Origin of the sequence: Sphingobacterium sp. BIGb0165 (assembly GCF_024810095.1) — a bacterium.
Lineage (GTDB): Bacteria > Bacteroidota > Bacteroidia > Sphingobacteriales > Sphingobacteriaceae > Sphingobacterium > Sphingobacterium detergens.
The window spans coordinates 477530-490402 of the sequence record NZ_JANUEB010000004.1; the positions used below are offsets into that span (position 1 = coordinate 477530).

The following is a 12873-nucleotide window of genomic DNA, read 5'->3' on the forward strand; positions in this document are numbered from 1 at the left end:
CATGGTCGATATTACACATAAAAGTGCCACCCTACGGAAGGCTATTGCACAGGCTACGGTAAATGTTTCCTCCGAAAATACCATCAGGCTGATCGAGCAAAAGCAGGTTCCTAAAGGGGATATATTTGAATTTGCACGTGCTTCAGCGCTACTCGCCATAAAAAAAACGGGCGATATGATTCCGGACTGTCATCCTTTACCAGTCGAGTATGCCGCCATTCGCTATTCCTTAGTAGGGTTACAGATCCGTATTGAGGTCGAAGTACATACGATTTACAAAACTGGTGTGGAAGTCGAGGCCATGCATGGCGCTTCGGTTGCAGCCCTAGTTATCTATGATATGCTGAAACCTGTGGACAAGCAGGTGGAAATCGGCGGTATCCGCTTGCTGGAGAAACGTGGTGGTAAGAGCAATGAATCCCTTCCTTGGATTGGGCAGCTCAAAGCCGCAGTCGTGGTCTGTAGCGATTCTGTTGCCAAGGGCCACAAGCAAGACGTTTCGGGCAAGCTTCTGTTCGAACTTCTTGAACAACAAGGTTTACGTGATATCGCCTATGCGGTGGTTGCCGATGAATCTGTGGCAATAGAGGAGCGTGTGGAACATTATCAGCAAACAGGAATAGACCTCCTGGTTTTTACGGGAGGGACAGGTCTCTCGGACCGCGATATAACGCCTGATACCGTGGCCCCATATATAACTAGGCATATACCCGGTATTATGGAGACGGCACGGCAGTATGGACAACAACGAGTCAGGACGGCCATGCTCTCCAGAGGCATTTCTGGCTTTGCCGACCGTATGTTGATACTTACGCTGCCTGGATCGCCCAATGGTGTACGTGAGAGCATTGCAGCACTTTTTCCGCATGTTCTCCATGTTTTTCAGGTGCGGGAAAATACAGGACATTAATCCGTATTTCTCAATTTTTGAACATGCTGTTTAACCCGTTCGATCGTTTGGTGGATTTCCGCTTCACTGCTGAACCGGCCCAGGCTGAAGCGAATGGAAGATAGCGCGTCGAGATCTGGGATCCCCATAGCTTTGAGCACATGTGAAGGACGTGAAGTTACCGCCGAACAAGCCGAACCGCTTGACACAGCGATTGCCCCCAGCCGCACGATAAGTTGTTCGGAAAGCGCACCGGGAAAACAAAGATTTGTTGTATTATAAAGTCTATCGATAGGGCTACCATTTCGGAATGCCCGATCGATAGACAGTAGTTCGGTCTCCAGCAGATCTCTTAACTGAGCGATTCGCTGTTGCTCATGCTGCAATCCATTTACCGCAATCCTTAGGGCTGCAGCCATTCCGATAATCCCCGTCGTGTTGACTGTACCACCACGCCATCCCTGTTGCTGCCCACCACCCTGGATCAGCGGCAATAGCATATTTTTTGCTTGATCAGCAATATAAAGCCCTCCAATTCCCTTTGGGCCATAAAATTTATGGGCCGAAAATGCCAGTAAATCAACAGCGAGCTCCCTGAGGTCGACGGGCATTTTGCCCACTGCCTGAGTTGCATCACATAAGACCAATGCATTGCGCTGATGGGCAATTTCAGTGATTTTCTTTACGGGTAGTATAACACCCGTTTCGTTATTCACTAGCATGCAGCAGACCAATGCGGTGTCTTCGCGGATGGTTTCCGCCAGCAAAGTCAGATCAGTCATCCCCAATTCGTCTACAGTAAGATAAGAGATCTCAAATCCCATCCGCTCCATAAAAGCGCAGGTTTCCAATACCGCCTTATGTTCGGTGGCGATGCAGACGATATGTTTCCGCGGAGAAAATTGCTGTCCTTGGATTGCCAGATTGATTGCTTCAGTAGCACCGGAAGTGTAGATAATATTTTTTGTTTGTGCACCCAATGCGCTTGCTATTTCCGCCATTGCCTGTTCGATGGCATCTTGTACGGTCAGTCCAAAAAGATGTGTACTACTTGGATTCGCGTAACTGATCCCGAAAAATGGAAGCATTTCATGCAGTACCCGCTCGTCGACCGGTGTTGTTGCATTATAATCGAGGTAGATAAAATTTGAATTGGTATCGTCCATGTAATCCCTTGTTTTTTTAATTTCTCCTGCTATGCAGCTATAAATATAACCTACCAAAATCGAGTAACCGTAGAGAAATCCAATGATATACAAAGGTAAGTATTCACATCGAAAGCTTCTCACCTGATTTATTTAGCTTGTAAGCTGGTACAACAATTAAGCATCGGCATCTACTTCGGTATCGGTATGCCTAAGCAGGAACTTGTATTCCGCTAGATATTCATATGCTAGGAACTTTTGGAGGGCAATATGCGTCTGAAACAGATAGAAAGTCATACAATGATCGAGATTTCTTTTTAATAACAGTCGGTTAATTAACTTTCTGTTTCAAAGTTAATTGTGATAAAAGAAGTTTTTAATGTGAACGTAAAGGTCAAGAATGAATGCGTTTCGAAAATAAAACATAAAATATGTTATATATCAATATTTTATACCTATACTTGTAACATAATCAGGCTCCGCCTTTGCTTTTCTGAAATCGTCAAAGTATCACTTTCCGTTCAGTTTTTGCATTTCCAGAAGCTAATTTTGTTGCCAAAATAATAGGTGAAGTACCTTTTTTGAACTTGCATAAATTCAAGCCCATTAAAATACAAAACATCATTTTCTTGCGAACAAATAGATTTACCATTGCAGGGATAGCAGTATCTTGTCAATGAGTTTAATAATGAATAATTTAATACTAATATATAATACAATGCAAGAAGGAACAGTAAAATTCTTTAACCAGACAAAAGGTTTCGGTTTTATTACACCAGCTGATGGTGGTGAAGACATTTTCGTACATGTTACCGGTCTAATCAATGAAGTACGCGAAAATGATAGCGTAACATTTGATGTAGAAAACGGAAAAAAGGGCATTAACGCGACCAATGTACGTATCGCTTAATTAAGTAGAATACTCAATCTCGAAGTTGCATGGCGCATCTTCTAAGAAAGTGTAACAGATTACTGTTGCACTTTTTTTTGTTCCTCTCCTTATCAAGTTATCGACTGTTTCCGAGCTCCTTTTAAGCTGTCCCTCAAATCCAGTAATTCACGAAATTCTAACGAATCCCTGATAGAGCCTATCAGGGATTATAGCTAATGAACAAGGACTGATCTTCGTGGTACTACACCTCATAGTACTTCGTATTTTTTCAAAATCAAAATATTACAAATCACCTCCGCAATTCCATATGGGCAATTTTGATTTTGTTGCGAATTTTACCTGTGGTTAAACTTGTCGTAGCATACGTTGCTGACAGGATTGCCTTCAACTGTTTTAGCGGAAATATCTCATGAATAAAAATGATATAAAAAACACGAATCTCCTTTGGAAGTCCATAGCGGATACGAGGTCTCTTTTATTGACTAGAAAAATAAGACAGCTCAGAGTTTCAGATCTTATTTCAGCGCTGAATCTCTCTAGGAGCAAGTTCTTTCGTTTCTTTGGAAATATGAATATTATCTTGGAATTAGTCATTTCAGAAGAACTTGAGTGCAGTTATGATCTTATTGCCCGTAATCTTTTGGCTGGCTTGGACAACCCACATCTGATAGCCGAACTCAATCTGCTTCGGGCAATCTATCTAAGAAAGAACAGCATACTTTATAATTATTATAAGGGCATATTATCCCTGCCCAACAGATATGCGACATTAATACAGGCTATCGCAGCAAAGGAGCAGCAATTGTATATGAATATATTATCAAAACAAAGAAACCATATGGCAAAAGATTACAGTCACATTAAACTATTGCCTCTGTTTCAAAATAGGACAATTAACCAATAGTCACCAGCATAGCATATCAGTAAATTTCACAACTCTTACCCGAAATACCATAGTAATTCCCCGGTAGGTAATCAGGAAATTTGTAAGACTAAAATAAATTCAAGATGAAAAATGTAGAATTGAGCATACCAGATATGCAGAGCACACACTGTCAAACAAGAGTGAACGCTGTGGTTAACGAGTTTGAGGATATCAAAATCGAAAGATTGGAAGCTGGAAGACTTACTGTTTTAATTGAACGTAATGAAATTGAAGAACAACTGGTATCCGCGATCACGCGCGCAGGTTACAACGTAACACCTGAGCGTAGTGAAAAATCTTCAAGTTGTTCAACAGGCTGTTGCGGATAATGCGCAATAATGCAGAGAAGCCAGCCATCTGCTTCTCTGCATTATTGGTAGGAATACCTGCAAAAAGTCCCCTTTTATAAAATAGCTATGATAAATATGTACAATTCAGATGAATGCCCGGATATGATAACGAAAGTTTATCGTTTGGCGGAGCAGATTATTCAATCGCAGTTGGAAACTGGAAAATCCGTCCAATTTGCGCTGGAACTTAGCAACGAACTAAAAACAGATTATCAGGAATTGAACAATCTATTCCTCGCCCGATGTCATATGAGTCTGGAGGTAATTTTCCTAAAACAGATTGTCGAGAAGGTAAAAGAGTTGCTTGTGTATACCGAACAGCCATTGTCACAGATCGCAAATGCACTAGGTTATGAAAAATCAAGTGACCTATCGGAACAGTTGATGCGCTATACCGGCTTAACATCGGCTCACTTCAAACGTATCCGAAAAATCAAACTGGAAAACATCAGGCGACAACAGAAAAAAATATAAGGGGTTGGCACTTACAATTATTGTCAGAAAAGGAATCGTGGAATGAAAAAATATACTTGGCGTACACATAAAGTTGTAAAGGAAACAGAAGACACGGTAACGATATACTTCGATGCAACAGCACATAAGATGACCTACCTGCCCGGGCAGTACCTGAATATCCAGTTTAATATCAACGGTGAATTGCTTATAAGATCTTATTCATTGAGTTCCATCCCTTCCGACAGTTATCCTGCAATTACGGTTAAACGGGTTGAAGGCGGTAAGATGAGTTCTTATATTGTAGATCATGCGGCAAATATCGAAACCTGGGATGTAGAAGGTCCATTTGGAAGTTTTATTTTGGATCAAGAGATCGCAAATCAACAGCAAGTAGTTCTGCTGGCAGGGGGAAGTGGCATTTCACCGCTATTTTCGATGTTGAAGAGTATCGGCAGCACAAAACATACTCCCTTGTTGATCTACAGTAGTAAATCACAGGAAGAAACTATTTTTTGGGATCTATTAACATCACTCGAAGCTGAGCGCAGATTGGACATCTGCTATTCTTTTACAGCACCGGGATTTGTCTCAACAAAAATGAATCATATCCCAGGGAGGTTTTCTTTACTTGTGCTCCGGTCAGTGATCAAAAGGCTTGTCGCAGCAATTAATGATACACATTATTATATCTGTGGTCCCGTTGCGCTGATGGACCTTTACAGGGATGCCCTGATAGGCCTGAAAATTCCCGAAGAAAATATCCATATGGAATATTTCAATGCGACAGCTACAGATCTGGCTGATTTTGAAACAGCAGACAGCACAAATGAGGTAATCGTAACACACTACGAGGACAGCTATGTGGACGATGAAGTACAAACATTCGAATGTACGACACTTGTGGAGGTTAAACCACGGCAATCGTTATTGGAGGCGATGAAAATACATGCTATTAACGTAGCAAGTTCTTGCAACAATGGAACTTGTGGAACCTGTTGGGCGGTCAAAACAACAGGTATAATTCGTATGCACCGTCATGACGCATTACCCCCAGAGGATATTGCAGCGGGAATAGTTTTGCTCTGTCAAAGTTACCCCTTAACTGGGGATGTATGTGTTACTTTGCAGTAACACATACAGTTCAGAAATTTTCCTTCAACAGTTCCTTTAGATTTCGATGCTCCAGACATAGATCGGCATACATCGTTTTTAAGGTATTGTTCTCTTTGTTCAAATTCACCAATACGACCAGTATATCCATCGCGACATCTTTATATTTATCTTTCAGTTCGTAAATCGTGGCGCCGTACACGCCATATTTATCAAAAAGCTCCACGCCACTTTTTCCTAAATTATAGTCTTTCAGTACCTTGCTGATCTGATGTTCATTACTTGCTTTGTTCTTCATCTTGCTAACGTATTATCTGTTACAAAATTCAGAAAGATCGACAGCCTTAGCTATATACTTTTCCCCCTTAATTTTATGATATTTAATGCTACCACAGAAAATAACCTAAAATTTCGCAAATCTAAGCCGGAATATCATATAATCATATTTGACACAAATGCTGAATTTTATCCGAATATAAAAGAGGGACAAATACATGATGAAAACTAGGACTCTGTTAATAAAAGGAATGGTGTGCAATAGATGTGTGTATGTACTTGAAAGGGAAATGACAACGCTGGGTTTTGAGGTATTGGACATTATGCTTGGGCAAGTCATCCTAAAGGCGACGGATGATTTTCCTCAAAAGATGAATACAATGGAACTGATGCTGAAAGGAAACGGTTTCGAATTGCTTTATGAAAAGAAACAGAAGATAATCAATGGTATAAAAGCGTATGTTGAAAAAGGGATCGATATGCAATTGGCAAGTGGAGTTCCCACTCGGTTTACGGCCCTGATCAGCGATCAGCTAAACAAGAATTACGATACCTTGAGTACCCTGTTTTCGTCGACTGAGGGAATAACACTTGAAAAGTATATTATTTTTAGGAAACTCGAAAAGGTAAAACAGTTGTTGACTTACACCGAAATGTCCCTGACGGAAATTGCCTACGCCTTGGGCTACAGCAGTCAGGCATACCTATCCAACCAACTAAAAAAATACACGGGCTTCACATCAAGCCATTTTAAACAGGCTAAACAGGACAGAAAACCAACAGAGCTACTGAAATAACAGTAGCTCTTCTTGTTTATACCCCCACTTCGTATTTAACCCTTCCAGAACAAATGAACCTTAGCATCTGATGTTACGGGCTTCGTGCGCAATGTTTATCAACATCGACCAACATCCTCGCAGCATTAGTGTTGTGGGGAGACCATATAACCCTTTTCCTGTTCATTTAACAATCCAGAGATAAAAGAACCTGACTCTCTGATGTTACGGATTTTGGATACAATACCTTTCAGTATCTACCGATATTCTCGTCGTTATTAGCGCCGCCGGAAAAATCAGTAAATCTTATAAATCGAATAAGGAGTTGCATACGCTGCGCCTGCGCGAGTATCGTCAATTTTGTATTCGGATAAACGATCTGGACACAATGTCCGAAAAATTCCAATAATCAATTTATAAAAATAGTAACGTTTAATCATTTATTGCAAATAATAAAAAGCAAGACCATGTTATACAAATCAACAAAATCCAGGACGGGTATGTTAGTTCCCCTACTTGGTATCATACTTATTGCCTGTGAAAACAAGCCTGAAAAACCAGCCGCCGCACCTACCAGCATCAAGGCTGATGACGCACGGTTACCTGTCGATATATTGATTGCACAGGAGGAGGAACTTCATCACGATGAGACCGCCATAGGAACCATGATGCCTTATCGGGAAGTGTCCATTGTCGGCGAACTACCACAAAGAATTACCCGTGTCGCATTTCAGGACGGTAGCTACGTGGAGCAGGGAGCCATACTCTATATACTGAATGATACCGATATCAGGGCACGTCTTAATCAGATCGGAGCTGAATTGGAACTCGCAAAACTGAATAAAGAACGGTTACAGAACCTGTTGAAAACCGAAACGATAAAACAACAGGAATACGATGAAGCACTTATGCGCTTTCGTTTCTTAACCGCCCAGCAGGAACTGCTTCGTGTAGAACTGGCCAAGACTATCATCAGAGCTCCTTTTTCTGGAAAAATAGGCATTTCAAAAGTGCATGTGGGCGCCTATGTCATCCCGGGTGCCGTGCTGGTTACCCTGCAGGATCAAATCAGCCTCAAGATTAACTTTTCTATTTCTGAGAAACACCTGCCTTTGATCAATAATGGGACAAAAGTCCGCTTCACAACAGCACTATCCGCAGAGCAACTTGAGGCGACGGTACTCGCTACGGAGCCGGGACTGGATGCTTCGGGCCGAAGCCTAGAAGTTCAGGCGCGCGTGGATAATTCCGATAAAAAAATCCGGCCAGGTATGTCGGCCAAAATACATTTTGGTAGCAGCGACAAAGGTGCTAAAGGTGTCAAAATACCGACAGAGGCCCTCATGCCCTGGGATGGCGGATACAATGCATTTGTTATCGCCGATGGCAAAGCGAAGCCCGTTGCAGTTACCATCAGTAACCGAACGGAAGCCGATGCCGTTATCACATCCGGTCTGAGTACTGGTGACAGTGTTATCGTTTCCAATATGTTACGTATTACGGATGGTACACCCGTAAAAGCTATTATTCCAACTAAATAAGATGCCATGAGTATATCGTCACTAAGTATAAAAAAGCCCGTATTGGCTGGAGTATTTTCTCTTTTGTTGGTTATATTGGGAATTGTCGGATGGAAACAGTTGGGGGTGCGGGAGTTTCCACTCACCGAACCTCCGGTCATCTCCGTGATTACCTTCTACCCCGGTGCGAGCCCTGATGTCATCGCATCCAAACTTACGCGCCCTATGGAGGAGTCTATCGCCGAAGCCGGTGGTATCCGGACGATCTCTTCGGAATCGCGTGAACAGGTCAGTGTTATCTCGGTCGAATTTAACCGTGAGACTGACATTGAGGACGCATTAAATGATGTCAGAGACAAAGTCGCTAAATCCCGGAAGCAGCTGCCAGCAGATGTAGATCCACCTATTGTTCAGAAAGCATCCTCCGCAGACAACCTGGTCGCCTTTCTTGAAGTTGAAAGTGATACAAAAGATATCAAAGAGGTCAGTCATATTGCCTCCACGGTTATCAAAGACAGGATGCAATCCATTCCAGGAATCAATAACGTCGCTATTGTCGGGGAGCATAAATATGCCATGCGACTCCGGTTTGACCCGATTAAATTAGCTTCCTATCAGCTTAGCCCCGAAGATGTCCGACAGGCCCTGCTCAGAGAAAATATTGATCTACCCTCGGGGCGCATCGAAGGTGATCAGAGTGAATTGAGTATACGAACGCTTGGACGACTCAACAGTGCTGCAGATTTTAATGAGATGCTTATCAAAAAAGTCGGCAACAGTGTTATCAAACTGAAGGATATTGGTGTAGCAGAACTCGGTGAAATGAACGAACGTACCGCTATTATCAACGAGACGGGAAATCTGAATCGTATCGGTATCGGGGTAGCGATCCAGATTCAACGCGATGCCAATGCCATAGAGGTTGTGGACGAATTTTATAAACGCCTGGCACAACTCAAAAAAGATATACCTTCCGATTACCGCCTTATTGTAGGATTTGATTTCACGCGTTCCGTCCGTGAATCCATCAAAGAGGTTGAAGAAACCCTATTTATCGCATTTGGATTGGTCGTGCTTATTATTTTCCTTTTCCTTCGGGATTGGCGTTCGACCATTATTCCGGTATTGGCCATACCGGTATCTATCTTATCTGCATTTTTCATTATGTATATTGCTGGTTTTTCCATCAATGTGCTCACATTGCTAGGGCTCGTACTTGCAATAGGACTTGTGGTCGATGATGCTATCGTGGTACTTGAAAACATCTACAAGAAAATTGAGGAAGGGATGTCCCCGATACAGGCCGCATTTAAAGGTTCCAAAGAAATCTACTTTGCCGTAATTTCAACCACCATTACCTTGGCAGCGGTATTCTTGCCAATTGTATTTATGGGCGGTATCAGCGGTCAGCTTTTTCTTGAGTTTGCCGTTGTAGTTTCCGGATCTGTCTTGGTTTCCGCTTTCGTGGCCCTGACACTGACGCCCATGCTGAGCGCTTATTTTCTCAAAAAGAAAGCCGGTCCAGGTTGGTTCTATCGAGTGACCGAACCTTTTTTTGTCCGCTTAAATAACGGCTATACGCAATTGCTGGTTCTTTTCATGAAAGTACGCTGGCTCGCCTGGGTGTTTCTGATTGTTACGACAGGACTGATTTACTTCGTCGGTAAACAATTGCCATCGGAACTTGCACCCGTAGAAGACCGCTCCAATATGAATCTGATTGCTGTAGCCCCCGAAGGAGTTTCTTTTGAGTACATGAAAAAGAATATGATCGAGGTCGGTAAGTATGTAAACGATTCCACCGATGGCTTGTACCAGACCTATTCCATGGTGGCCATTTCCTTTATCCCTGCTCCCGCTCCGGTTAATGTTGCGGTGCAAAGTATCTACCTGAAAGACCCGAAAGAAAGGAAAAAGTCTATCCAGGACCTGTACAACCAATATGGTGCTGCCTCAGGTAATTTCCGGGGGTTCCTTCTATTTCCCTATCTTCCCCCAACCATAGGTACCCGGTATGGCGGTGGTATGCCAGTCCAGTTTGTGTTACAGGCACAAAACCTGGATAGTCTGACCGCTGTCTTACCTAAATTTTTGGGTGCGGTACGTCAGAGCAAAAAACTGATGTTTGCCGATTCGGATCTTAAAATAAACAAACCAGAGGTAAAAATAACGATAGATCGGGAGAAGGCAGCACTGATGGGTGTATCCATCGAAGAGGTGGCTCGTACCCTACAGCTATCCCTTTCGGGACAACGTTATGGTTATTTCCTGCGCGATGACCGTCAATACGAAGTGATCGGGCAGTTGTCACGCCCTTATAGGAATGATATCAATGACTTAAATGGTATTTATGTCCACTCAACAACAGGTCAGATGATTCCACTGAGTAACCTGATCACCACGAAAGAAGCTGTAAGTCCAGCCGCGATTTACAGATACGATCAATATACCTCTGCTACGATATCCGCAGCACCCATGCCGGGTGTAAGCCTTGCTGAAGCTATCCAAGAGATCGAAAAGATAAAAACCGAAGTGCTGGGGGAGAATTTTAAATCCTCCTTAGCTGGGCAGTCACGCGATTTCAGCGAAAGCCAGGGCAATATCACCTTCACATTAATACTGGCGCTCCTACTCATCTATATGATATTGGCCGCCCAGTTTGAAAGTCTCAGAGACCCGCTCACCATTATGCTTACGGTACCGATGGCAGTAACAGGAGCTATACTGAGCCTGCACTGGTTTGGTCAGAGCTTAAATGTATTTAGCCAAATCGGCATCATTACGCTCGTTGGACTCATTACCAAGAATGGTATTCTAATCGTCGAATTTGCCAATCACCTGAAAGATACCGGACTTTCGAAATACGATGCTGCTATCAGCGCCGCCGAACAACGTTTTCGCCCCATACTGATGACCTCTCTGGCGATGATATTCGGTGCATTGCCCATTGCGCTTACGGTAAATAGTCGTCAGTCCCTGGGCATTGTCATCGCCGGTGGACTTGTGTTCTCAGGTATACTTACGTTATTCATTATTCCTGCCGTCTACTCCTACCTGTCCAGTAATAAGCGCAGGGAAGTCATTGTTGAAGAAGATGGCGAGAGCCTACAAGAAGACGCAACGCACTAATTATCAATTTCAAAGTTTATTACAATGAAAAAAACAATATATACATGCATTACCACGCTGCTGCTGATCTACGGAGGCAAACCACTGCTTGCTCAGGATAAAGCGCTCTCCCTCACTGCTGCATTGGAAATCGCAGAAAAGGGAAATAAAACAGTACAGGCACAGCTATTGGAGGAAATACACGCGACAGCGCTGACAGCGGAGAGCAGAGGAGCTTTATTGCCGACCATTACGGCAAACGTGGCCTATTCCTACTACTTTGACCGGCAAACAATATTTCTACCGGGGTATTTTGCTGGTACAAGCAAACCCGTACAAGATGTTGCTGTTGGGGGAAAAAATGCTTTTAACGGTATGCTCTCCTTGTATCAGCCCATTTTTGCAGCAGATCTCAGCATGCAAAGGAAAACAGCATTTATCAATGAACAGATTGAACTTCAAAAAACAGCTGACCTTAAAAGCAAAGTTGCGCTTCAGGTTTCGGTAAACTATCTTAACATATTGATCATGAACGAGCAGCTAGCTTTACTTCAACAAAGCCTGCTCCGAAATATCAGATCCCTGAATGATGCCCGCTCCTTATTTGCACAGGGCCGGGCGCTGAAATCCGATACGCTGAGGAGTTTTATTGAGGTAGAAAATATCAAGTCATCGGTCTCGTATCTGAAAAACAATACCCATGTTTCGCTCATCGAATTAAAAAGGCTGCTTGGAATAGATGAATCCCAAGGTATTGTATTGAGTGATAAGCTGGAATTTAGCGGCCAGCAGGAAACTTATTTATTGGATGATCTATTGAAAACGGCAGCTCAAAATCGGAAGGACCTTGCTATAAAGCAACTGCTCATTGATCTCCAACAGAAAAAAATGGAAGCCAAAGAGACCGAGCTCATGCCCAAGCTGGCATTAGTAGGTCAGTATCAGGTGCAAGCCCAGGCAGATAATATGCGGTTGGGAGACTATGCCTGGCCCAGAACTTCGTTTTTGGGATTACAGCTGTCTATACCGATTTTCAACGGCAACAGGACCCGATCGCAAATCAATCAAGCGAATATTAAACTAAAACAGGAACAGATACGCTTGGATGATTTTAGAGATGAAATCAAAACCCAACTGGCCGCTATTATCAGCAAATGGAGAGAAGCCATTATGCAATTGGAGATACAGAAAACCACTGTCAGTTCAGCCGAACTGAACTATCAGATGAACGAAGACCGTTTCAAAAATGGCTTAGGTTCGCGCCTTGAGCTGACGGATGCTGACCTAGCGCTGACACAGGCACGGATAAACCGGTTGCGGGCGACTTACAACCTGAGGATGCTCCATACGGAGATGCAACATGCCTTGGGATTGTTGGACCTGCAATCAAAAACAAACTAGTAGATTTTACGAAGACAATTTGAAG

At 43.0% G+C, this 12873-nt stretch carries 12 protein-coding genes; 10 read left to right on the forward strand and 2 right to left on the reverse strand.

Going from position 1 to position 12873, the window contains the following annotated elements:
* The first annotated feature begins 1 nt into the window (after position 1).
* Complete coding sequence (gene moaCB / locus M2408_RS11505) at positions 2–910, forward strand: bifunctional molybdenum cofactor biosynthesis protein MoaC/MoaB (protein ID WP_259181896.1); 909 nt, start codon at positions 2–4, stop codon at positions 908–910.
* On the opposite strand, the gene M2408_RS11510 is transcribed toward moaCB, so the two are convergent.
* Complete coding sequence (locus tag M2408_RS11510; protein ID WP_259181898.1) at positions 907–2055, reverse strand: cysteine desulfurase family protein; 1149 nt, start codon at positions 2053–2055, stop codon at positions 907–909. The genes moaCB and M2408_RS11510 overlap by 4 nt on opposite strands.
* 697 nt (positions 2056–2752) lie before the next feature.
* Here M2408_RS11510 and M2408_RS11515 point away from each other — a divergent pair.
* The 5 genes from M2408_RS11515 (at position 2753) to M2408_RS11535 (ending at position 5788) form a co-directional block, all read left to right on the forward strand.
* A complete protein-coding gene (locus M2408_RS11515) occupies positions 2753–2944 on the forward strand; it encodes a cold-shock protein (protein WP_120259193.1) in 192 nt (63 codons plus the stop codon).
* Positions 2945–3335: 391 nt separating this feature from the next.
* Entirely contained in the window at positions 3336–3830 is a 495-nt protein-coding gene (locus M2408_RS11520) for a hypothetical protein (RefSeq protein WP_259181902.1), read from the forward strand.
* A gap of 134 nt (positions 3831–3964) precedes the next feature.
* Positions 3965–4180: a hypothetical protein gene (locus tag M2408_RS11525; protein WP_259181903.1), complete on the forward strand. Its 216-nt coding sequence runs from the start codon at positions 3965–3967 to the stop codon at positions 4178–4180.
* 123 nt (positions 4181–4303) lie between these two features.
* A complete protein-coding gene (locus tag M2408_RS11530) occupies positions 4304–4675 on the forward strand; it encodes a helix-turn-helix domain-containing protein (protein ID WP_259181904.1) in 372 nt (123 codons plus the stop codon).
* A 42-nt stretch (positions 4676–4717) separates the two neighbouring features.
* Positions 4718–5788, forward strand: coding sequence for a flavin reductase family protein (locus M2408_RS11535; protein ID WP_259181905.1), 1071 nt, complete (start codon positions 4718–4720; stop codon positions 5786–5788).
* A 10-nt stretch (positions 5789–5798) separates the two neighbouring features.
* Here M2408_RS11535 and M2408_RS11540 read toward each other — a convergent pair whose 3' ends face one another.
* On the reverse strand, positions 5799–6065 hold the full coding sequence (locus tag M2408_RS11540) for a hypothetical protein (protein ID WP_259181908.1): 267 nt from the start codon (positions 6063–6065) through the stop codon (positions 5799–5801).
* A 229-nt stretch (positions 6066–6294) separates the two neighbouring features.
* Here M2408_RS11540 and M2408_RS11545 point away from each other — a divergent pair, with 229 nt between their 5' ends.
* The 4 genes from M2408_RS11545 to M2408_RS11560 all read left to right on the forward strand — a co-directional run bounded on the left by M2408_RS11545 (position 6295) and on the right by M2408_RS11560 (position 12848).
* Entirely contained in the window at positions 6295–6840 is a 546-nt protein-coding gene (locus tag M2408_RS11545) for an AraC family transcriptional regulator (RefSeq protein ID WP_259181910.1), read from the forward strand.
* Positions 6841–7286: 446 nt separating this feature from the next.
* A complete protein-coding gene (locus M2408_RS11550; RefSeq protein ID WP_259181913.1) occupies positions 7287–8360 on the forward strand; it encodes an efflux RND transporter periplasmic adaptor subunit in 1074 nt (357 codons plus the stop codon).
* Positions 8361–8366: 6 nt separating this feature from the next.
* Positions 8367–11468: an efflux RND transporter permease subunit gene (locus M2408_RS11555; RefSeq protein WP_259181914.1), complete on the forward strand. Its 3102-nt coding sequence runs from the start codon at positions 8367–8369 to the stop codon at positions 11466–11468.
* Between the two features lie 24 nt (positions 11469–11492).
* The gene (locus tag M2408_RS11560; RefSeq protein WP_259181915.1) at positions 11493–12848 is read left to right on the forward strand and encodes a TolC family protein; all 1356 of its coding nucleotides are present in this window, start codon (positions 11493–11495) and stop codon (positions 12846–12848) included.
* Positions 12849–12873 lie beyond the last annotated feature (25 nt).